Annotated in this window: 19 protein-coding genes; 7 read left to right on the forward strand and 12 right to left on the reverse strand. The window is 64.5% G+C overall.

Annotated features, from left to right (window positions below; translation table 11 throughout):
* Positions 1–6: 6 nt before the first annotated feature.
* A complete protein-coding gene (locus B5M41_RS07345) occupies positions 7–681 on the forward strand; it encodes an HAD family hydrolase (protein WP_134649983.1) in 675 nt (224 codons plus the stop codon).
* 75 nt (positions 682–756) lie between these two features.
* On the opposite strand, the gene B5M41_RS07350 is transcribed toward B5M41_RS07345, so the two are convergent.
* On the reverse strand, positions 757–2,646 hold the full coding sequence (locus tag B5M41_RS07350; protein ID WP_134649984.1) for a L,D-transpeptidase family protein: 1,890 nt from the start codon (positions 2,644–2,646) through the stop codon (positions 757–759).
* Positions 2,647–3,123: 477 nt separating this feature from the next.
* On the opposite strand from B5M41_RS07350, the gene fumC reads away from it, so the two are divergent.
* The 3 genes from fumC to B5M41_RS07365 all read left to right on the forward strand — a co-directional run bounded on the left by fumC (position 3,124) and on the right by B5M41_RS07365 (position 6,774).
* Complete coding sequence (fumC, locus tag B5M41_RS07355) at positions 3,124–4,575, forward strand: class II fumarate hydratase (protein WP_329959090.1); 1,452 nt, start codon at positions 3,124–3,126, stop codon at positions 4,573–4,575.
* A 157-nt stretch (positions 4,576–4,732) separates the two neighbouring features.
* Positions 4,733–5,803 carry a GGDEF domain-containing protein gene (locus B5M41_RS07360; RefSeq protein WP_134649986.1) on the forward strand — a complete coding sequence of 357 codons (1,071 nt, stop codon included), beginning with the start codon at positions 4,733–4,735 and terminating at the stop codon, positions 5,801–5,803.
* 326 nt (positions 5,804–6,129) lie between these two features.
* On the forward strand, positions 6,130–6,774 hold the full coding sequence (locus tag B5M41_RS07365) for a L,D-transpeptidase (RefSeq protein WP_134649987.1): 645 nt from the start codon (positions 6,130–6,132) through the stop codon (positions 6,772–6,774).
* Between the two features lie 7 nt (positions 6,775–6,781).
* Here the strand turns inward: B5M41_RS07365 and B5M41_RS07370 are convergent, their stop codons facing one another.
* The 4 genes from B5M41_RS07370 to B5M41_RS07385 form a co-directional block, all read right to left on the reverse strand.
* Positions 6,782–7,579: a M15 family metallopeptidase gene (locus B5M41_RS07370; protein WP_134649988.1), complete on the reverse strand. Its 798-nt coding sequence runs from the start codon at positions 7,577–7,579 to the stop codon at positions 6,782–6,784.
* Complete coding sequence (locus B5M41_RS07375; RefSeq protein ID WP_134649989.1) at positions 7,569–7,955, reverse strand: hypothetical protein; 387 nt, start codon at positions 7,953–7,955, stop codon at positions 7,569–7,571. Before B5M41_RS07375 ends, B5M41_RS07370 begins: the two co-directional genes overlap by 11 nt.
* A gap of 78 nt (positions 7,956–8,033) precedes the next feature.
* A complete protein-coding gene (locus B5M41_RS07380; RefSeq protein ID WP_134649990.1) occupies positions 8,034–8,642 on the reverse strand; it encodes a pyridoxamine 5'-phosphate oxidase family protein in 609 nt (202 codons plus the stop codon).
* Between the two features lie 71 nt (positions 8,643–8,713).
* Positions 8,714–9,622 carry an alpha/beta hydrolase gene (locus B5M41_RS07385; RefSeq protein ID WP_134649991.1) on the reverse strand — a complete coding sequence of 303 codons (909 nt, stop codon included), beginning with the start codon at positions 9,620–9,622 and terminating at the stop codon, positions 8,714–8,716.
* Between the two features lie 47 nt (positions 9,623–9,669).
* Here B5M41_RS07385 and B5M41_RS07390 point away from each other — a divergent pair, with 47 nt between their 5' ends.
* Positions 9,670–10,149, forward strand: coding sequence for a MarR family winged helix-turn-helix transcriptional regulator (locus tag B5M41_RS07390; RefSeq protein WP_134649992.1), 480 nt, complete (start codon positions 9,670–9,672; stop codon positions 10,147–10,149).
* Here B5M41_RS07390 and B5M41_RS07395 read toward each other — a convergent pair.
* The 4 genes from B5M41_RS07395 to B5M41_RS07410 all read right to left on the reverse strand — a co-directional run bounded on the left by B5M41_RS07395 (position 10,146) and on the right by B5M41_RS07410 (position 14,262).
* Positions 10,146–11,357: a low temperature requirement protein A gene (locus tag B5M41_RS07395; protein ID WP_134649993.1), complete on the reverse strand. Its 1,212-nt coding sequence runs from the start codon at positions 11,355–11,357 to the stop codon at positions 10,146–10,148. The two genes, B5M41_RS07390 and B5M41_RS07395, sit on opposite strands and share 4 nt — an antisense overlap.
* A complete protein-coding gene (locus B5M41_RS07400; RefSeq protein WP_134649994.1) occupies positions 11,354–11,938 on the reverse strand; it encodes a TMEM175 family protein in 585 nt (194 codons plus the stop codon). Before B5M41_RS07400 ends, B5M41_RS07395 begins: the two co-directional genes overlap by 4 nt.
* A gap of 71 nt (positions 11,939–12,009) precedes the next feature.
* On the reverse strand, positions 12,010–13,842 hold the full coding sequence (locus B5M41_RS07405; RefSeq protein WP_413713161.1) for a monovalent cation:proton antiporter-2 (CPA2) family protein: 1,833 nt from the start codon (positions 13,840–13,842) through the stop codon (positions 12,010–12,012).
* 45 nt (positions 13,843–13,887) lie between these two features.
* Complete coding sequence (locus tag B5M41_RS07410) at positions 13,888–14,262, reverse strand: gamma-butyrobetaine hydroxylase family protein (protein ID WP_134649996.1); 375 nt, start codon at positions 14,260–14,262, stop codon at positions 13,888–13,890.
* Between the two features lie 200 nt (positions 14,263–14,462).
* Between B5M41_RS07410 and moaA the strand changes: the two genes are divergently transcribed.
* The gene (moaA, locus tag B5M41_RS07415) at positions 14,463–15,449 is read left to right on the forward strand and encodes a GTP 3',8-cyclase MoaA (RefSeq protein ID WP_230640028.1); all 987 of its coding nucleotides are present in this window, start codon (positions 14,463–14,465) and stop codon (positions 15,447–15,449) included.
* 5 nt (positions 15,450–15,454) lie between these two features.
* On the opposite strand, the gene mobB is transcribed toward moaA, so the two are convergent.
* From mobB to B5M41_RS07430, 3 genes are read right to left on the reverse strand one after another with little or no spacing between them, the layout of a single operon-like run.
* Positions 15,455–15,967 carry a molybdopterin-guanine dinucleotide biosynthesis protein B gene (mobB, locus tag B5M41_RS07420; RefSeq protein WP_134649998.1) on the reverse strand — a complete coding sequence of 171 codons (513 nt, stop codon included), beginning with the start codon at positions 15,965–15,967 and terminating at the stop codon, positions 15,455–15,457.
* The gene (gene mobA, locus B5M41_RS07425) at positions 15,964–16,593 is read right to left on the reverse strand and encodes a molybdenum cofactor guanylyltransferase MobA (protein ID WP_134649999.1); all 630 of its coding nucleotides are present in this window, start codon (positions 16,591–16,593) and stop codon (positions 15,964–15,966) included. The genes mobB and mobA overlap by 4 nt, the downstream gene beginning before the upstream one ends.
* Before the next feature lie 25 nt (positions 16,594–16,618).
* A complete protein-coding gene (locus tag B5M41_RS07430) occupies positions 16,619–17,524 on the reverse strand; it encodes a DMT family transporter (RefSeq protein WP_134650000.1) in 906 nt (301 codons plus the stop codon).
* Between the two features lie 386 nt (positions 17,525–17,910).
* Between B5M41_RS07430 and B5M41_RS07435 the strand changes: the two genes are divergently transcribed.
* Positions 17,911–20,454 (forward strand): methyl-accepting chemotaxis protein, encoded by a 2,544-nt coding sequence (locus B5M41_RS07435; protein ID WP_134650001.1) that lies wholly within the window; start codon positions 17,911–17,913, stop codon positions 20,452–20,454.
* The last annotated feature ends 88 nt before the right edge of the window (positions 20,455–20,542 follow it).

The raw sequence follows: 20,542 nt of genomic DNA on the forward strand, positions 1-20,542 counted from the left end.
CTTGCCATGACCTCTTCTCTCGTTGTCTTCGATCTCGACGGTACGCTCATCCACACCGCGCACGACCTCGTGGCGAGCCTCAACCACACGATCGGCCTGAGGGGGCTCGATCCCGTCACCTATGACGACCTGACCCATCTCGTCGGCCATGGCGGCGTGGTGATGATCAAACGCGCCTTCGCGCTTCGCGGACGAGCCGTTTCCGATGACGAGTTGCAGGAGATGCTTGGCGTCTTCGTCGATCATTACGGCAATGCCATGCCGGGCGTCTCCGCGCCCTATCCCGGTCTGGTCGAGGCAATGGATCGCCTGGCGGATGCCGGCCACCGGCTCGCCGTCTGCACGAACAAGATGGAAGGCCTTGCGCGCCGCCTGCTCGACGGCCTCGGCCTCACGGACCGCTTCGCGGCCATCACCGGCGGCGACACGTTTGCCGTGCGCAAGCCGGAAGCCGAGCACCTGCTGGGCACGGTGCGCCAGGCCGGCGGCGATCCGGCGCGCACCGTCATGATCGGCGACAGCCTCAACGACATCCTCGTCGCCCGCAATGCCGGCGTGCCATCCATCGGCGTGCCCTTCGGCTATTCCGATGTGCCGGTGGCCACGCTTGAGCCGACCCATGTCATCGCCCATTTCGACGAGCTGACGCCCGCGCTCGTGGAACAGCTTCTGGCGCGCTGAGCCCGCAGAAGCCATCCAGTTCAACGAAAAAGGCGCCCTTGCGGGCGCCTTTCTGTTTCGATCGAGGCGTGACGCTCAGGCGCCGGCCTGACGCGCCTTCTGCGTCGCCGCGAAGGCCTTGCGCATGTAGTCGTCGCGCCCGTAGACGTCGTCGAAATACTCGACCACGCCGTCCTTGTTCGGCCAGGCGGTGAAGTAGGCGATGTAGATCGGGATGTCCGCCTTGACGTTGAGCGCCTTGTTGCGGCCGGCGGCGATCTCCTTGCCAACCTCTTCCTCGCTCACGCCCAGCACGGCGGCCGCCATCTTGCGGGGCTCGGCAAGGCGCACGCAGCCATGGCTCAACGCACGCATGTCCTTCTTGAAGAAGCTCTTCGACGGTGTGTCGTGCATGTAGATGGCGTGGCTGTTCGGGAACAGGATTTTCAGTTCGCCGAGCGCATTGTCACCGCTCGGCGGCTGGCGAACGGAAATGCCCGACGTCGAGCCGTACCAGTTGACCGATGACGAAGGAACCGCCCGCCCGCCGACGGCCACTTCATAGCCCATGCGGTCGAGATAGTTCGGGTCGTTGCGCAGCTTCGGCAGCATCTCGTTGATGATGATCGACTGCGGCACGCCCCAATAGGGATTGACCTCGACGGTCTGCACCTTGTCTTCGAAGAAGTAGGTCTGGTTCGACTTGGAGCCGACGACCGTGCGCATCGAGAACTTTTCCGAACCGCCTTCGTAGTAATAGACCTGGAAAGCCGGCTGGTTGATGAAGACATGCCGCGCGCCGAGATCGACCGGCAGCCAGCGCGCCTGCTCCAGCGCAACCTCCACCTTGGCGATCTTGTCGGCAACCGAATCACCGCCGGTCAGCAGACGGATGGACGCCTTGCCGACGATGCCGTCGGGCTTGAGGCCATGCTCCTTCTGGAAGGCCTCGACGAGCGACACCAGTTCCGGCGTGTATTCGGGCGTGCCGGCATAGGTGGCGATCGTCACGGAATGGTCGGTCTTCAGCGCGTCGGACCCGTGCTTGACGATGCCCTTCACGATATTGGCGAGTTCCGGATTGCTCTGGCCAGGCTTCAGCAAAGTACCGTCGGCGATGACGACGCGGTCTTCACCGCCCGTCTCGGCCTTGAGACGGGCAAGCTCGTCCTTCAGCGCCTGGAAGTCGGCGCTCTGCGGCGAGCGGCTTTCGAGATATCCCTTGACGTTGCTGCTCATCGAGACGTTCTTCAGCGCCGCGACGAGATTGACGTCCTTGCGCTTGAAGTCGTGATAGCCGGAGATGCGATTGGGATCGATGCGGCCGCGCACGGCGTCCTGCACGTAGCTGGCGACGGCCGAGGACAGCGCGATCTCGAAGGTGGCGAGCTCGGCATAGCGCGCGTTCATGTCGGCGCTGTCGAAAGTCTCGGCCGGGATCTTCACGGCATAATCCCACGGATCGAGCCCGACGGATGCGGCATCCGCCAGCACCGCGATCGCGGCCTTCGCCTTGTCGTTGATGCCGGTGCCGTCGATCCAGACGAATTTGTGGTAATCGCCATAGAAGGTCTCGACAGCCTTCGCGGCATCCGGATTGGTGCGCACGTCGACATTCGCGAAGGCCGCACGGATGCCCGCATCGCCTGCCGGCGCGATATCGGCCGAAATCGAGCTCGTGACGACCGGATCGGCCAGCTTGTCGACGCCGACACGCTTCAGGGCGTCGGCCTTGTAGGTGTAGTAGCGCGGGCCGGTGACGCGCGGCAGCGGCTTGGCTTCCTGCTTCACCTCGGCGGCGGCGCCCGGCAGCGCGGAGGTCGTCTTGACGCCGGGCAATCCGGCGGCCTCGGCCTGCTTCTTTTCCTTGCGCTTCTGCAGCCACTCCATGAATGTCATTGCATTGGCGGGCGCTGCGTGGAGCGTGACGGTGGCACAGGAAAGGGCCAGCGCGGCTGCCAGCACGGCGGTTTTCGTAAGCTTCATGTGTTTTCCATTCCCCGTCTTAAACCGCGCTTCGCGGCCTCTGGTGGCGCCCGAACCAGCAGGCCGGTAAGTTATAGGAAAGGATGGTGAATGAAAAGGAAACGCCCTTACCCCATATGCCCTTACCGCCCTCACAAAACCGTTATGCCGATCGTTTGCGCAGGGAACGGTTGGGACGGCATAAAAATTTGAACCGGCTCGCATTTTTGCGTTCGCAGCCCTGCACGGGACACGGCGGCGCACGGCGGGCAAAAAAAATCGCTGGCGGGTTGTGATGCAAAAGGCACAGCCGAAACGCGCCTCAAGCGGCGCTTCACCGTCGCAACGCGGCCTAATCGATTTTAGCCGAAAGTCTTCCACCGCGGGAGCCGGCCGCCCCTTGCAACTGGGTCGCAGATGGGCCAGAGATTTGCGCGATTTTTTCGCGCCAGCGCGCCCGCCGTTCCCGGCCCGCGCTCGCCCGGCCTGCCGCGCCCCATGCGGCGGCAACGCCGGCGGCAGACCTCATCGCATGGGCTCGGAGAAGCGGGAAGCACTATGACATCGACGCGCACGGAAACGGATACATTCGGCCCCATCGAAGTGGACAACAGCCGCTATTGGGGCGCGCAGGCCCAGCGCTCGCTCGGCAACTTCAAGATCGGCTGGGAAAAGCAGCCGCTCTCCGTCGTTCGTGCGCTCGGCATCGTCAAGCAGGCGGCCGCCCGCGCCAACATGGAGCTGGATCGTCTCGATCCGGCCATCGGCAAGGCAATCGTCGAAGCCGCGCAGGAAGTCATCGACGGCAAGCTCAACGATCACTTCCCGCTCGTCGTCTGGCAGACCGGCTCGGGCACCCAGTCCAACATGAACGCCAATGAGGTCATCTCCAACCGGGCCATCGAAATGCTCGGCGGCGTCATGGGCTCCAAGAAGCCGGTGCACCCCAACGACCACGTCAACATGAGCCAGTCGTCCAACGACACCTATCCGACGGCCATGCACATCGCCTGCGCCGAGCGCATCGTGCACGACCTGCTGCCGGCGCTGAAGCACCTGCATGCGGCGCTGGAAGCCAAGGTCAAGGCGTTCGACCACATCATCAAGATCGGCCGCACGCACACGCAGGACGCCACCCCGCTGACGCTCGGCCAGGAATTCTCCGGCTACGCCGCGCAGGTCGCCTCCTCCATCAAGCGCATCGAACTGACGCTGCCGGGCCTGTGCGAACTCGCCCAGGGCGGCACCGCCGTCGGCACCGGCCTCAACGCGCCGATCGGTTTCGCCGAGAAGGTCGCCGATCATATCGCCGAGATCACCGGCATCGCCTTCAAGACCGCGCCGAACAAGTTCGAGGCGCTCGCCGCCCATGATTCCATGGTCTTCTCGCATGGCGCGATCAATGCGGCCGCCGCCGCGCTCTTCAAGATCGCCAACGACATCCGCTTCCTCGGCTCCGGCCCGCGCTCGGGCCTCGGCGAACTCGCCCTGCCGGAAAACGAGCCCGGCTCGTCGATCATGCCGGGCAAGGTCAACCCCACGCAGTGCGAAGCCCTCACCCAGGTCTGTGCCCAGGTTTTCGGCAACCATGCCTCGCTGACCTTCGCCGGCAGCCAGGGCCATTTCGAGCTGAACGTCTTCAATCCGCTGATGGCCTACAACTTCCTGCAGTCCGTGCAGCTGCTGTCGGATGCGGCGATCTCGTTTACCGACAATTGCGTCGTCGGCATCGAGGCGCGCGAGGACAACATCAAGGCCGCACTCGACCGCTCGCTGATGCTCGTGACCGCGCTCGCCCCGAAGATCGGCTATGATAATGCCGCCAAGATCGCCAAGACGGCCCACAAGAACGGCACCACGCTGCGTGAGGAAGCCGTCGGCGGCGGTTACGTCACCAACGAGGAATTCGACGCGGTCGTTCGCCCCGAAAAGATGATCATGCCCGGCTGACGCCAAACGGCACGCTCCGACAAAAGGCCGCAGATTCAACGATCTGCGGCCTTTTTTTATCTGCCTCCCCGAGCGGAAAACGAAAAACGTTAATCATTCCCAAAGCATTTTCCCTTTATTTTACGGGCCTGTATCAAACCGCTCGGGGGCAGGTGCCATGAACACGGCAGTCGCGCAGAAGGTCCAGGTGCCGGACATCGCGGCGCAGGTCACCTATGCCATGCGCATTATGGGCATCTCGCCCATTCCACGAAATTACGAGCTGTTCTACGAGGCCTATATCGGCTCGAATCCGAAGCTGACCCGCGAACTTGCGGCCCTCGGCAGCAAGGCCACGCAGGAAGAGCTGGACGAGATCGGCGCGCAGTATTTCGGCCATCACCACGGCGTCACCGCCATGGACGGCGTGCATACGCGCATTGTCGGCGAACTCGAAGGGCTGCTCCGCCTGCTCAGGCAGGAGCAGACATCGCTGGAAAGCTACAACCGGCTCCTCGACGAGACGGTCGTGCGCATCACCGGCAAGAACGCCACCAGCATGGACCTCATCAGAAGCGTCATCGGCGTGCTGACCGAGGCGACCGGCGACACCATCAGCCAGGGCAAGGTGATGGTGGAGAATGTCGCGCAGAAATCGCTCGAAATGGAGAGCGTGCGCAAGGAACTCGACGAGTACAAGCGCATCGCCTCCACCGACTCGCTGACCCAGCTCGCCAATCGCCGCGCCTTCGACGACAAGCTGTCCGCCATCTACAACTCCACGATGGCGCACAATGTCACCGGGCTCATCCTCGCCGATATCGATCATTTCAAGAAGATCAACGATACCTACGGCCATCCCGTCGGCGACAAGATCCTCGCCTCCGTCGGCAGCGTGATCCGCGCGAATGTCCGCAAGGACATCCTGGTCGCGCGCACGGGCGGCGAGGAATTCGCCATGATTATCGAGGGCAACAACGAGGAAGAGGTGATCGCGATCGCCGAGCGCGTCCGCGTCGCGCTGGAGCACACGCCCTTCAAGAACTCCAAGACCGGCGTCAATTACGGTCCCATCACCATATCGCTCGGCCTGTGCATGGCCTCATCGGCGGAAGGCCCCGGCGAACTCTATTCGAAGGCCGACATCGCGCTCTATTGCGCCAAGAACGGCGGCCGCAACCGCACGCTCCCCTTCGAGGACGGCATGAAGAAGGATTTCGCCAAGAACTGGCTGATCTACAGGCGATAGCGCCGCCCCCGGTTCGAAACGGCGCCCTTGCGGCGCCGTTTTTACGTTTCGGCAAGGAATTTTTCGGCGCGCCGCATATCCGGCGGAACCGGGACGGAAATCGTGCGTTTGTGTGGCAAGCAAGGAGACAAGCGCCATGCAAACCGGATTTTTCGAAATGACGATGATCGCCGCCCTGATGCTGAGCAGCCTGGTCTGGATACAGCCCTTCTGATCGGCCGCGAATGCGGCTCTGTTCCGCGAGAAACAGCGCGGGCGGTGCCGCGATCCTAGAACAGTCCCATCGAAAAGCCGGCGAGGCCGGATGCTCTTAAAGGGACAGGATCATGAAAACGCTCGCTATCGCCCTCATCGCAGGGCTTGTTTCCACCTCCGGCGCCTTCGCCGCCGGTCAATCCACAGATCCGATCGAGGTATCCTCGCTCTCGTCCGCAACACATAAGGCCGGCTGGCTTCAGGTGCTGTCGAGCGGCAAGCCGATCGCCTCGGACAAGAAGATCGCCGCGGTCTCGCGTGCTCCCATCGCCCGCGAACTCGTCGCTTTCAACGAGAAGGTCGCGCCCGGCACCATCATCGTCGTCAACTCGGAACGTCGCCTCTATCACGTCCTCGGCTCCGGCCTTGCGATGAAATATGCCGTCAGCGTCGGTCGTGCGGGTTTCATCTGGACCGGGACGGAAAAGGTGACGCGCAAGGCCGAATGGCCGACCTGGACACCGCCGCAAGAGATGCGCGACCGTGAAGCCAGGAAGGGCAAGGTCCTGCCCGTCTCGATGAAGGGCGGCCTCGACAATCCGCTCGGCTCGCGCGCCATCTATCTCGGCTCGACCATCTACCGCATCCACGGCACCAACCAGCCGTCATCGCTCGGCAAGGCGCAATCCTCGGGCTGCATCCGCATGGCAAACGAGGATGTCGAGCACCTCTACGCGCAGGTCTCCGCCGGCGCCACCGTCATCGTGCGCGATTGAGCCAAACTCAGCGACAGGCTGAAGCGCCCGCCGCTTTTGCGATGGCGATCAGTTCGGGCCGGTACTCGAAATGCATCGTGTCGTAGTGATACCAGCGGCCACCCCAGATAAAGCCGTGCTGTTCGAAAATCTCCACGATCTCCAGCGGATACTTGTTGGCATATGTCGGCACCCTGCCCGGCTTTCCGCCGGACCAGATCCAGTAATCCGCAAATTTCGTGTTGAGATCGATTGCGGCGCCGAAACTGTGCACCGACATGTTCTTCGCGCCGGAGACCTTGCGCCAGTTGAACACGCCCGCCGAAGGCGACAGATACCGCTTCAGCTCGGGTTTTGCCGCAAGCGCATCGCGCACCTTCTCCAGCGCCGCCGCCGCGCCCTGCCGCTTCGTCACGCGCAACGTCTCGCCGAACCACGCGACCGGCACGAGATCAGCCCCGACCGCCTCGGCCGATGCACCGAAGAGCCGCATCATCAGCGCATCGCTGCGGATGCGGCCGGGATCGAAATCGACCTCCGGCTTCCGCTCGCAGGGCCCGGGCGGATAGATCTGCTGCAGGCTGTCCTCGACATCGCCGGAGGCAAGCATCGTCGGATGATCCTTGACCTTGCCGTCGTCTATCTCGAGCGGCGGGCCGCCGTCCTTGAAGATGAGCGTGTTGCCCTCCACGCCGGAGAGGCTTTCCGGGTAGGCTTCCACCAGAAGCTTGAGACGGGCCGCGATATCCGGTTCAGCCGCCCCCGCCGCCGGGCAGGCGGCAAGGAAAACGGCAGCCACGCCCGCAAGAAGGCGCTTAGTCGACATTGATGTTGATGTAGTCGCCGTGGGCGCCGCGCCAGATCTGGACATTGATGCGCACATCGCCTTCCAGCAGCAGACGCGCGGCACCGCTGTCGATGCGGCCGTGGCTGAGCATGCGCTCGGCCAGTTCCCGGTTGCGTGCCGAGGCGAAGAAGCCGTCCGTCTCATCGCCCGGCTGGCGGATGCCGAAGCGGTGCACGTTCGCCCGGTCCTGGCGGATCACCTGCCAGGGCAGCGTCAGGCGCTCATTGCTGGAATTGTAGAGATCGTCCTGGCCGATATAGGCATTGTAGCTCTCGATCAGTTCATCCGCCCGGGCAACCCCCATCGAGGCCACAAACATGCCGGCAAGTGCTGCCGCAAAAAGTCCTGTCCGCATTTCCAACTCCGGATTTCGGCTAAAGCCATTCACGATCAGGGATAAGACGGTTCTGCATGGCGCCATATTCTCCGGCGCCTACCACATCGTCTTCGCGGCCCTGCCCGGCCATTCGCGATCATAGGCTTCGCCGTCGAACCCCTTCTTGGCGGAAGCAAGCATCTGCCCGACGGTCGGCAGTTGCGCCGTGTCGCGGAATTTGTCGGGGTTCCAGAGGTCGGCCCGCAAAACCGCGCGGGCGCACTGGGAGTAGACCTCCTCGACCGCAATCACCACGACCGAACGCGGATGGCGCCCGTCCATCACGAACCGTTGCGTGATCGCCTCGTCGATGCGCACCACCGCGCGGCCGTTCACGCGCATCGTGGTGTTGGAGCCGGGAATAAGAAACAGCAATGCGACACGCGGATCGCGCACGATGTTGGAGAGCGAATCGATCCGGTTGTTGCCGCGCCAGTCCGGCAGCATCAGCGTGCGGTCGTCCTCGATATGGATGACGGCGTCGGCATCGCCGCGCGGCGAGCAATCGAGCCCTTCCGGCCCGACCGTTGCCAGCGCCATGAACGGCGAGGCCTCGATCATGGTGCGATGTTCCGGCAGGACATGGTCCGTGACCTTGACGAGCGATGACTCGCCCGGCGCTCCATAAAGGGCGTTCAACTGTTCGACTGACGTCACGACGGTCATGTGCTTCTCCATGCTCTGTCCAAACCGGGCGGATCGCACCTTTCCATGACAGTGGCGTGACGAAAAGCCCCTCAGGCGGCTATCCGCTGCCGATCCTCCGCAAAGAAGCCGACAATGCGCTCGATGACGGGCGCGGCCGAAACGATGCGCCGGTGGCCGAAGCCGTTCGCCCATTCCAGCGTGACGTTGGGTCCGGCGGCGGCGTAGCGGCGCGCATGGTGGGCGGGAACCTCCTTGTCGTCTTCGGCATGCAGCACGAGCATGGGCGTGTCCAGCCCGCCCGCCGCGCTTGCCGCATCGAAGGCCGACAGCGGCGCGCCGGCAATGCTTTCGACATGGCTTTCCAGCGCGGTCTGCGCCCGCGGCCCGAGCTTCAGGTAGCGCCCGAGATCCTTGAAAAGCCAGGTCATCTCGCTCGGCGAACCGATGGTCACGAGCCGGCGCGGCCGGTGCGCCGGAACGGCGGGCACGAGGCCGCTCGCCGCGCAGGCAAGGGCCGCACCGCCGAAGGAATGGCCGCAGAAATAGTCGAAGCCGCCGAAGCGCTGCCAGGCCGCATCGATCGCCCGCACCGCCATCGGCAGGGTGAGCGTGCGCCCGCGCGCGGCACCGTGCCCCGGCAGGTCGAGCGCCACGACCTCATGGCCGGCCGCGACCAGTTCCTCCGTCAGCGCGGAAAGATAGGCCGCCCGCGAACCCCATCCATGCACGACCAGAACTCGCCCGGCGAAGGCCACGCATGGCCGGGCGGCGAAACGGTGGGCGACCGCCACACGTCCGTCGAATGCGAGCGTCACGCGCTGTGCCTGCCGCATCCAGCCTTCGGAGCGCGCGAAAAGCTCCTTTTCCTTGGCGGTGCGCGGCCGGCGTCCCGGCGTCGTGGCAAAAATCCGGAAAGCCGCGCGGCCGGCCGCATCGGGTGAGACGGCGGCCACGCCCGACAGTGCGAGCCGGATGACCTTCAAGCCAAAGGATGCCATAGTGGGAAACCATAAAAATGTTCAATGCTGAACAATAAAGTACAACGATGAACGAAAATCAAGCCTTTCCCTGGGATCATCCGCGCTTTCGCAGCTGGATCGGCGTGGCGCGGGCCTGCCAGCTCATGCAGCAGGCGATGACGCGCGCGATCGCGGACCTCGATATCAAGACGCCGCATCTCGACATCCTGATCAACCTCTATCGCTTCGACGGCATCTCGCAGCAGGAGCTTGCCCGCAAGCTCTTGGTCGGCCGTTCGAACATGAGCATGCTTCTGCCGCAGCTTGAAAAGCGCGGCCTCATCGAGCGCCGGCCCGATGCGAAGGACAAGCGCGTCCTGCGTCTTTCGCTGACAGGGAGCGGCCGAGACCTGACGATGCAGGCCATGGCGATCCAGACCGGCCTCATCGAGCGCACCCTGTCCCGCACGCCGGAGGATCGCTGCCTGCAGGTCGCCGACGCCATGGAGGACATCATCCGCATCCTCCAGACGATGGAGCCCGCGGACGATGCCGATGACGGTTAGGCCTGCGTGAGCGCGTCCGCCGGGGTGGATTTCAGCGAGAAGAATTCCCAAAGCGCCACGCCGAAGAGCACGATCCCTGCCGCCATGAACAATTGGTAGGGCTCCACGAACGGCACGATGACGGAAAGCGCTAGGAGCGCGGCGACGCCGACGATGTGCGAGAGCGGCGAGCGCCGGCGGATCGTCGCCTTGAACCAGATATTGCCGAGCAGGAAGACCACGGGTCCGCCGATGATGGCGCTTGCCGTCTTCGCATCGAGGTGGCCCAGCGGATGGGCGAGCGCGAATTCCTCGGCCACCGCCGACAGGATGATCCCCGCGACGATCGGAATATGCGCATAGGTGAAGGCCATGCGGGCGATGCGGCCGGGCGTCGGCGAATGCTCGATCAGATGCGCCGCCTCGCCATGGCCGAACCGGAAGTAGATCCACCACATGGTCGCCGTCGAGACGAAGGCGATGAGCAGCAGGAAGATGGTGAAGCCGTCGAGCAGTTCCATGCCCGCGACCGTGCGCCCCGTGACGAGGATGGTCTCGCCAAGGCAGATGATGACGAAGAGCGCGCAGCGTTCCGCCATGTGCTCGCCGGAGACCTGCCAGTCGCTGACGGACGAGCGGCCAAGTCCCGGCACGGCGAAACCGAGCGCCGGCGACGCATATTCGATGGCAAGCGCAACGAGCCAGAGCGCCAGCCGCGCCTCATGCTCGACGAGGGCGCCGGCAATCCAGAACACCGCCGAGAAGATCGTCCAGACGGTGATGCGTGTGAAGTTCCGGCTGTTCTCCGGCCAATCGCGGCGCATGGCGTGGGCGGTGAAGGCGGAGCGCCCGACCTGCATGGCGACATAGGTCAGCGCGAAGAGCAGCCCGCCGGACCCGAAGGCCGTGGGAATCGCAATGGAAAGCAGAAGCCCCAGGAACATCAGCACGAACAGCAGCAGGCGCACCGGCGACTTGTCCGGATCCAGCCAGTTCGTCGCCCAGGTCGTGTAGATCCACACCCACCAGATCGCCAGCATCAGCAGCGCCGCCTCGACGAGACCGAGCGGTGAATAGTGCGCGGCCAGCGAATGGGAGAGCTGGATAATCGTCAGGACGAAGACGAGATCGAAGAAGAGCTCGGCGAAGGCGACCTTGCCCTCGCTCGCCGTGCCGCGGACACGCAGGCAGGCGGAATGGATGAAACGCTGGTCCTCGCTTGCCGTCATGGCGCGTCCTTCTGATAGAGCTGTTCGAGGCGGCGGTCGGGCACGATCCACAGGAGCGCGACCGCCGCATAGAGCACGTGGGAAATCACGGGTGAGACAAAGGCCAGCACGATGGCGGCAAAATAGAACACGGGCGAAAACCGCCCCTTGAAATCACGCCCCAGCGCGCTGCGTATGCGCGACTTGTCGGGATGGACGGCCACGATCCGTATCTGCAGGATCTCGTAGGCGACGGCCGTCAGAAGCAGGATGACGCCGTAAAGGGCCGTCGGGATCGGCGCCGACGGATTGTTGCCCATCCAGGCCGTGACGAAGGGAATGAGCGACATCCAGAACAACAGGTGCATGTTCGCCCACAGAACACCGCCGCTGGCGTTTCCGCAGACGGTGAGCAGGTGGTGATGATTGTTCCAGTAGATCGCCACATAGACGAAGCTCAGGAGGTAGCCGAGGAATATCGGCACCATCGGCACGAGAGCCGCCAATGTCGGCTCTTTCGGCACGGCCAGCTGAAGAACCATGATGGTGATGATGATGGCGATGACGCCATCGCTGAATGCCTCGAGCCTACCCTTGTTCATGAGCGCCTCATGTCGATTTTAATTAGACATGACGCATATTTTGGTGAGTCGCTAGAGACGTTTTCGAAACGTCAATTTTCCTGTTCTTCCTCGTGGCGATGCCGCTCCTCTTCCGCGGCTGCGCGTGCACGGCCGGTACGCGCCGCGATGATGTCGGCGGGCTGCGCATTGCCGCGAATGAGTTGGCGGCCGGCATAGATGCCGCCGACCGTCTCCATCGCGAAGCGTTCGCGGTCCACGTCGCGAAAGTCTTCCACCACATCCTCGGCGACGTCGTCGTCTTCACCGAGCGCCTTCAGCGTTTCGCGGCTGAAGGCCACCGCCGATTCGAAGGTCTCCCGGATCTGGAAGTCGACGCCGGCATGCACGAGGTCCAGCGCATGGCCGCGGTCGAAGGCGCGCGCCAGGAGCGGCACGAGCGGAAACTCCCCCTTCACCACCTCGGCGATCTTGAGCGCGGCCTCCTTGTCGTCCACGCAGATCAGGATCGCCTTGGCGGTTCCGGCGCCGGCCGCGTGCAGGATATCGATGCGCGCCCCGTCGCCGTAATAGACCTTGAAGCCGAACTCGGAGGCATCGCGCACGAATTCGGCATCCTTGTCGATCAGCGACAGCGTGTAGCCGCGTGCCAGCAGCGGCTGGCTGACGATCTGGCCGAACCGGCCGAAGCCGATGATGAGGACCGTGCCCTCGACATTCTCCGGCAGCGTCAATCCTTCGGTCGACGGCGCCTTTTTCGGCACCAGCCGGTCGTGGGCGATCACCATCAGCGGCGTCAGGATCATCGAGATGATGATCGTCGCCGTCAGGATCGCGTTGGACCGCACGTCGAAAATGCCGGCCGACACGGCCGCCGCATAGAGGACGAAGGCGAATTCGCCGCCCTGCGCCATCAGCACCGCGCGCTCGAGGCTTTCGGCGTGACAGGTGCCGAGCAACCGGGCCACAACGTAGATCAGCAGCATCTTGGCGACCATGTAGCCGACGACGCTGGCCGCGACGAGCTGCCAGTTGGCCGCGATGACAGAGAGATCGATCGCCATGCCGACGCCCAGGAAGAACAGGCCGAGCAGGATGCCGCGGAACGGCTCGATATCGGCCTCCAACTGATGGCGGAAGGCGGATTCGGAGAGCAGCACGCCGGCGAGGAACGCCCCCATGGCCATGGAGAGGCCCGATACCTGCATGGCGAGCGCCGAGCCGAGCACGACGAGCAGCGCCGCAGCGGTCATCACCTCGCGCGCGCCTGACGATGCCAGCACCCGGAACAGCGGATTGAGCAGATAACGCCCCGCCAGCACCAGCGCGACGACGGCGCCGATGGCGATGCCGACGGAAATCCAGCGGTCGGACGCATCGGCCGCCGAAGCCCCCGTGCCCAGGAGGGCGACGATGGCGAGCAGCGGCACGATGGCGAGATCCTCGAAGAGCAGGATGGCGATGATGCGCTGCCCCTTGAGCGTGGACATCGTTCCCCGTTCCTGCAACATCTGCATGACGATGGCAGTCGAGGTCATCACGAAGCCGGTGCCGGCCACGAAGGAGGGAATGAGCGGAAAGCCGAAGGACAGGCCGATACAGGTCAGCGCGGCGATCGCGCCGATCACCTGAATCGCCCCGAGCCCGAAGATATCCTTGCGCATGCCCCACAATCGCGACGGCTGCATCTCCAGGCCGATGATGAAGAGGAACATCACCACGCCGAGTTCGGCGACATGGATGATCGCCTGCGGATCGGCAAAGAAGCCGAAGCCGAACGGTCCGACCACGAGGCCGGCTGCGAGATAGCCGAGCACCGAGCCGAGGCCGATCTTCTTGAAGATGGGAACCGCCGCGACGCCCGCCGCAAGGAGGACGACGACCTGCGTCAGATCGTTTGCATTCGCTTCTGCGGCCAAGGGCATCTCCCGTCCGGGCTGGCTGGACACCGCCCCCGACGGGCTGTCCGGTTATCGCGGCTTTTCCGATATATCGCGGCTCATGCCCTTCTCCGCAAGCTCGCGCTCGTAGTCGGCGAAGAGATCGGCCCCCTTTTCCCCGAGTTCCCGCAGATAGGACCAGGTGTAGATGCCGGTATCGTGACGGTCGTCGAAACCGATGCGCACGGCATAATTGCCCGTCGGCGTCATCGACAGGATGGCGACATTGCGCTTGCCCGGGACCGTCACCTTCTGGCCCGGTCCATGGCCCTGCACCTCGGCCGAGGGCGAAAGCACGCGCAGCAGCTCGGCGGAAAGGTCGAAGCTTGCGCCGTCGTTGAAGGTGACGACAAGGCGCTGGCGGTCCTTGGAGACACGCAGTTCGGTCGGCCAGAGATCGCCCATGTCCATTCCTTTCTTCACGCTTTCGCGAAGGACTATGCCGCAAGCCGGGGATGCGCAAGGCGCAAAATGCTGTCATAATCGCCGCACCGGCTTGACGATGCGGCCGTCGCGCACGACATGACGGTCATGGAGAACGTGTCTTGAATTCGCATATTGGCCCCTGGAACGGCGCCGACCCCGTCGCGCAATCCGCCGCCCCGATGATCGATCCCTTCGGCCGGGCCGTCACCTATCTGCGCGTCTCGGTCACCGACCGCTGCGATTTCCGCTGCACCTATTGCATGGCGGAGAACATGACCTTCCTGCCCAAGAAGGACCTCCTCACGCTGGAAGAGCTGAACCGGCTCTGTTGCGCCTTCATCGCAAAGGGTGTGCGCAAACTGCGGCTGACCGGCGGCGAGCCGCTGGTGCGCAAGAACATCATGCATCTGGTGCGCGAACTCGGCCGCCACGTCCACGCCGGCACCCTCGACGAACTCACGCTGACCACGAACGGCTCGCAACTCGCCAAACATGCGGCGGAGCTTGCCGATTGCGGCGTGCGCCGCATCAATGTCTCGCTCGACACGCTCGATGCGGAGAAATTCAAGACCATCACCCGCTGGGGCGATCTCTCCAAGGTCACGGAGGGCATCGATGCCGCCCAGGCCGCCGGCCTCAAGATCAAGATCAACGCAGTGGCGCTGAACGGCTTCAACGACCGCGAAATCCCCGACCTGATGCGCTGGGCCCATGGTCGCGGCATGGACCTCACCCTCATCGAGACCATGCCGATGGGCGAGATCGAGGAAGACCGCACCGACCGTTACCTGCCCCTGTCGGAGATGCGTGCCCGCCTCGCCGAGGAATTCACGCTTACCGAGAATGCCTACCGCACCGGCGGCCCGGCGCGATACGTGACGGTCGAGGAGACCGGTGGACGTCTCGGCTTCATCACGCCGATGACGCACAATTTCTGCGAAAGCTGCAATCGCGTGCGCCTCACCTGCACCGGCACGCTCTATATGTGCCTCGGCCAGAACGACGCCGCCGACCTGCGCCTGCCGCTGCGCGCCTCCGACGACGACGCCCTGCTCTCGCAGGCCATCGACGAGGCCATCGGGCGCAAGCCCAAAGGCCACGATTTCATCATCGACCGTCGTAACCGCCCCGCCGTCGCCCGCCACATGAGCGTCACCGGCGGCTGAGGCCGTCAGCCGTCGAGGCCCGTCACCGCCACCACGAAATCCGCGATCGTCTTCGTGTCGTCGAGGTCGAAGACCCGCAGCGCCGTATCCGCCACGGCATGGTCGGCCGCGATGGCCACGATATGCGGATCGGTGGGCGCAAGCGGTTCGCGGTTGGCCGATTCCAGCCGCCGCGCCTCGATCTTCGGGATCGGCTCGCGCTTGTAGCCTTCGATCAGCACCAGATCGCACGGCGCCAGCCGGCCGAGGATTTCCTCGAACGAGGGCTCGGGCGTGCCGCGCAACTCGTGCATGATGGCGTAGCGCGTGCCCGAAACGATCGTCACCTCATGCGCGCCCGCCTGCCGGTGCCGGTAGCTGTCGGCGCCCACCTTGTCGATATCGAAGTCGTGATGGGCGTGCTTGATGGTCGAGACCCGGTAGCCGCGCCCGACCAGTTCCGTCACGAGGCGCACCGCAAGCCCCGTCTTGCCGGAGTTCTTCCAGCCGGCAATGCCGAAGATCTTCGGTCGTGTCATCGTTTCAGCACCTCAAGCCAACGTTCCGCCGCGTCGAGATCGTCCGGCGTGTTGATGTTGAAGAAGGGGTCGAGCGGCCCCGCAGGAGTCTCGACCGGTTGGAAGGTCATTTCCCGCGCGTCGTGGCGATCGAGGAAGCTGCGCACCCGCAGGACGGCACCGCTTGCGAGCCATGCGGAGAGGTCGTCGACAACAGCGACGGGCCAGAGCGCGAAGACCGGATGCAGGCCATGCGCCGACCGGGCAACGACGATCCGGTCCGGCGCATCGGCCGCGTCATGCAGGCGCGCGACGAGATCGGCGGGAAAGAACGGGCTGTCCGTCGGCACCGTCGCGACATGGCGGGCGTCCGGATGATGGCGGCGCGCGTAGTCGAGCGCCGCAGCCACACCACCGAGCGGACCGGAGCGCGCGGCATCGAGATCGGGAAAGACCGCCAGCCCCTCGCCTTCCGCGCTCACGACCGGCCCGTTCGCGTTGATGGCGATGGTGGAAACCTGCGGCCGCAGTTGCCGGATCGCGTGATCGAGCAGCGAAATCCCGCCAAGCCGGATGCCGGCCTTGTCCCGCCCCATGCGCGACGACAGGCCGCCGGCAAGCACGATACCGGGTATCATATCCGCCATAGCCCCCGCTCCTCCTTTGCTCCCGTCATGGCGATTCAGGCTTCGATTGCTGCGCGAGCGGCACCTGCTTGCGGATATTCTCGCGCGAGAAGGCATAGAGCCCCGACGCCACGATGATCGCCACGCCGACGGCCATCCAGAAATCCGGGACCTCGCCGAAGGCCAGGAAGCCGATGGTCATCGCCCAGATCAGCGACGTGTAGCGGAACGGCGCGATGAACGAGATTTCCCCGATGCGCATGGCGTTGACGATGGTCTGGTAGCCGACGAGAAGCAGCACGCTTGCCCCCGCCAGGCGTGCGAGCGTCTCCAGCGTCATCGGCTGCCAGCCGCCGAGCGGCACGACCAGCGCGCCGCCGACCAGGGTGATGGCGATCGCGGTCGCCGCACTGATGAAGATCGACGGCACGTCGCTGCTTATCCGGCGGGTGGAAAGATCGCGCGCGGCCGCCCCGATGACCGACGCGACGACATAGATCGCGGCCAGCGAAAATCCTTCCGGCCCCGGCCGGATGACGATCAGCACGCCGACGAAGCCGGCAAGGATCGCCGCCCAGCGCCGCCATCCCACGGTTTCTCCAAGGAAAAGGGCCGCCCCGAGCGTCACCGCAAGCGGCAGCGACTGGAGGATGGCCGACGTGTTGGCAAGCGGCATGGCCCCGAGCGCCGAGACATAGGCGAGCGAAGCGACGATCTCCGCCACCAGACGCAGCAGCACCGCTGGCTGCACGAGCACGCGCCAGGAACAGATCGCTCCCATCCAGGCCGCGATGCCCACAACGAGCACGCTCGTCATCAGCCCGCGTATGAACAGGATCTGCCCCGCATTCATGCTGTGGGTGACGGATTTGACGAGCGCGTCGTTACAGGTGAAGCCGGCCATGGCGACGACCATGAAGAGCGCCCCCCTGGTATTTGCGGTAAGGCTCATGAAGAATGATTCCATGCATATCCGCGTCAGTCATAAGCCGGATACTCGCCGCTTGCATCCCCGATTCCGCTCAATGAAGCATTGCTTTGACCAAAGAACGGGCTTTTGCTGCCGTCTTGGGCACGGAACCGGTACAATTGTCTGGAAAAGCCTGAATTTCAGCCGCTTGCGGGAAGTATTTCATTAAACTTCCGCGCCTATCGTTACCGCACCCCAATGAACGATCGCATGATGCGACGGGTGAAGGCATGCCGGCGGATGAACGACCGGTAATGCCACGGAACGACGGAAGGCAGGCCGCGCCCACGCAAGGGCATGAGTGGCCCTTTCCGTTTTTTGTGATCACCCCCGGGAATGTTGATCGTCATAAACATGCCGGGGAAGCCATGTCCTTCATCGATCGCCTGCTGCAACAGCGCCGCATCGTCACCAAGGTGCTGCTGTTCGTTATCCCTCTCATCGCGCTGATCGCGGGTATCGGCCTCGTGGGATATTTCACTGCGAGCACGCTGAACGGCCACATGACGGTCACGCGCGAGACGATCAACAGCCTGTCGCACTTCCAGAACCTGCGCACCGCCCTGCAGGACTTTTCCGACAGGCCGAGCCAGGCGACGCGCGATGCGCTCGCCGCGCGCATCGACGAGCAGGAGGCCGGCATCCAGGATCTCCAAGCCCTCCTTCCCGACGAAGCGGAGAAGGCCAAGATCGCCTCGGTCGTCGCGCTCGCCACCACCATGCGCGGCCAGACCGAAAACCTCTGGGCCATCGACCAGGAACGCAACGCCGTGACGGCCGACCTCGAGGGCGCGCTGGCAGCGATGACCAAGGACGGCGAGTTCGCCGAAAAGCAGATCGACGTCATCCGCGGCGAATCGGGCGAAAAGGAAGCCTTCGCCAAGGCCCTGCTGTTCGACGCCGCGGCCTATCAGGGCCTTGCCGAACGCATCGGCAAGTTCCGCAAGCCCGTCGCGCTGGCGATGAAGGCCGAGGACAAGGTAAAGGCCGCCGAGACCTACCTGCCGCAGCTCGTCAAGCAGCTGGGCGAGTCCAAGGCGATCGCCTCGGAGAAGGCGCTTGGCCAGATCAAGCCGTTCGAGGCCGAAATCGAGGCCGTGAAGGCGATCCTCGCCGGCAGCGACGATGCCGAAGGCAAGAAGCTGAAATTCGTGCCCGTCCTCGGCAAGCTCGCCAAGTACGAGGCGGACTTCACCAAGGCCGCCGGCGCCAATTCCGACACCGCCGCCAAGCGCTTCGTCGGCATGGATGCCGAAATCGCGACGCTGAAGACGCTGATCTCCCTGATGAACGATACGTTCAAGGCGATCGGCGAGACCCGCCTGCATATCAGCGAACTCCACCGCAAGCTCGATCAGACGAGCCGCGACGCGGTGCTGGCCGACGTGAAGAACGTGTCCGCCAGCGCGGCCGAACTCGCCAAGCTCGGCGCCAAGAACGCCGCCCTGCGCGATCTCTCCCAGAAGCTCGCACCGTCGCTGGAGCGCGTCGAGAAAGGCACGCAGAACCTGATTGCCGTCGGCGAGACCTGGCAGGCCGCCCGCGCCAGCGCCTATGTCTCCGTCGCCGACGCCAGCCAGACGCTCGAGCAGTTCGTCTCCAGCGCGCAGGAAGCCGGCAAGCAGGACAGCCAGCGTTCGGCCAATGTCTCGATCATCGCCATGGTCGCCGGCACGCTCCTGGCCATCATCGGCGGCCTGATGCTCGTGGAAACGCTGCGCGGCCCGCTCAAGCGCGTGACGGAAGCCATGTCGCGCCTCGCCTCCGGCGACCTCGACATCTCCATCGACGGCCGCAACCGCGGCGACGAGATCGGCGACATGGTGCGCTCGGTCGCCGTCTTCCGCGACGCCGCGCTCGAAAACATCCGCCTTGAGCAGGAAGCCGAAGCCCAGCGCCAGCTGACGGCCGAGGAACAGGCCCGCCGCGCCAGCGAGCGTGCCCGCATCGAGGCGGAGCAGACCGAGGCGCTGACGGCGCTTTCCAACGTGCTCGGCCAGCTCGCCGCCGGCAACCTTGAGGAAAGCATGACGGAGGCGCTTGCTGCCGAATATGTCGCCATGGCGCGCACCTACAACAATGCCGTGGAGGCGCTGCGCGTCACGCTGTCGGACGTTCGCGCCACGACGGTGGAGATCAACAGCGGCACCGGCAACCTCGCCACCTCCGCCGACGACCTCGCCCGCCGCACGGAGCAGCAGGCCGCCGCCCTTGAGGAAAGCTCGCGGGCGCTGCGTCAGCTCACCGATATCGTCCGCTCGACGGCCGAAAGCGCGCAGCAGACCGCCGTCTCCGTCGATGAGACCCAGAACTACGCCCGCCGCTCCGGCGACGTCGTGGCCAAGGCCGTCGACGCCATGGACCAGATCAACAAGTCCTCGGAGAAGATCAGCACCATCATCAGCGTCATCGACGAGATCGCCTTCCAGACGAACCTTCTGGCGCTCAATGCCGGCGTCGAGGCGGCCCGCGCCGGCGAGGCCGGCCGCGGTTTCGCGGTCGTGGCGCAGGAGGTGCGTGAACTCGCCCAGCGTTGCGCAGGTGCCGCCCGGGAGATCAAGGGCCTTATCTCCGACAGCTCCGCACAGGTGCGCAACGGCGTGTCCCTCGTCACCGAGACGGGCGAGGCCCTGACCGTCATCAACCAGCACATCTCGTCCATCCACTCGCTGGTGAGCAAGATCGAGCATGCCGCCGCCGCCCAGTACGAGGGCATCAACGAGGTGAACCAGGCCGTGCATCAGGTCGAGCTGATCACGCAGCAGAACGCGACCATGGTCGAGGAGAACACCGCCGAAATCCACGGCCTGCGCCGCCGCGTGCAGATCCTCAACGAGAAGATCGATCACTTCAAGACGCGTGATCTCGACCTGATCCGCGAGGACGGCCTCGGCCGGCATCACGCCGCCTGACGCAACGCGGCCCCGCATGGCCTGAACAACTCGAAGGACCAAAGAAAAACCCGCCGGCTTCCACCGGCGGGTTTTTCGTTTTGCAAAG

The sequence above is a fragment of the Shinella sumterensis genome (assembly GCF_004514425.2).
GTDB lineage: Bacteria > Pseudomonadota > Alphaproteobacteria > Rhizobiales > Rhizobiaceae > Shinella > Shinella sumterensis.

Coding starts and splice junctions, on each gene's coding strand:
- B5M41_RS07400 (WP_134649994.1), bottom strand. CDS start 11,938: ATGAACAAGGGTAGGCTCGAGGCATTCAGCGATGGCGTCATCGCCATC.
- B5M41_RS07345 (WP_134649983.1), top strand. CDS start 7: ATGACCTCTTCTCTCGTTGTCTTCGATCTCGACGGTACGCTCATCCAC.
- B5M41_RS07430 (WP_134650000.1), bottom strand. CDS start 17,524: ATGAGCCTTACCGCAAATACCAGGGGGGCGCTCTTCATGGTCGTCGCC.
- B5M41_RS07360 (WP_134649986.1), top strand. CDS start 4,733: ATGAACACGGCAGTCGCGCAGAAGGTCCAGGTGCCGGACATCGCGGCG.
- B5M41_RS07405 (WP_413713161.1), bottom strand. CDS start 13,842: ATGCCCTTGGCCGCAGAAGCGAATGCAAACGATCTGACGCAGGTCGTC.
- B5M41_RS07395 (WP_134649993.1), bottom strand. CDS start 11,357: ATGACGGCAAGCGAGGACCAGCGTTTCATCCATTCCGCCTGCCTGCGT.
- moaA (WP_230640028.1), top strand. CDS start 14,463: ATGATCGATCCCTTCGGCCGGGCCGTCACCTATCTGCGCGTCTCGGTC.
- B5M41_RS07410 (WP_134649996.1), bottom strand. CDS start 14,262: ATGGGCGATCTCTGGCCGACCGAACTGCGTGTCTCCAAGGACCGCCAG.
- B5M41_RS07390 (WP_134649992.1), top strand. CDS start 9,670: ATGAACGAAAATCAAGCCTTTCCCTGGGATCATCCGCGCTTTCGCAGC.
- B5M41_RS07365 (WP_134649987.1), top strand. CDS start 6,130: ATGAAAACGCTCGCTATCGCCCTCATCGCAGGGCTTGTTTCCACCTCC.
- fumC (WP_329959090.1), top strand. CDS start 3,124: ATGCGGCGGCAACGCCGGCGGCAGACCTCATCGCATGGGCTCGGAGAA.
- B5M41_RS07385 (WP_134649991.1), bottom strand. CDS start 9,622: ATGGCATCCTTTGGCTTGAAGGTCATCCGGCTCGCACTGTCGGGCGTG.
- mobA (WP_134649999.1), bottom strand. CDS start 16,593: ATGGCGGATATGATACCCGGTATCGTGCTTGCCGGCGGCCTGTCGTCG.
- B5M41_RS07375 (WP_134649989.1), bottom strand. CDS start 7,955: ATGCGGACAGGACTTTTTGCGGCAGCACTTGCCGGCATGTTTGTGGCC.
- B5M41_RS07380 (WP_134649990.1), bottom strand. CDS start 8,642: ATGACCGTCGTGACGTCAGTCGAACAGTTGAACGCCCTTTATGGAGCG.
- B5M41_RS07435 (WP_134650001.1), top strand. CDS start 17,911: ATGTCCTTCATCGATCGCCTGCTGCAACAGCGCCGCATCGTCACCAAG.
- B5M41_RS07370 (WP_134649988.1), bottom strand. CDS start 7,579: ATGTCGACTAAGCGCCTTCTTGCGGGCGTGGCTGCCGTTTTCCTTGCC.
- mobB (WP_134649998.1), bottom strand. CDS start 15,967: ATGACACGACCGAAGATCTTCGGCATTGCCGGCTGGAAGAACTCCGGC.
- B5M41_RS07350 (WP_134649984.1), bottom strand. CDS start 2,646: ATGAAGCTTACGAAAACCGCCGTGCTGGCAGCCGCGCTGGCCCTTTCC.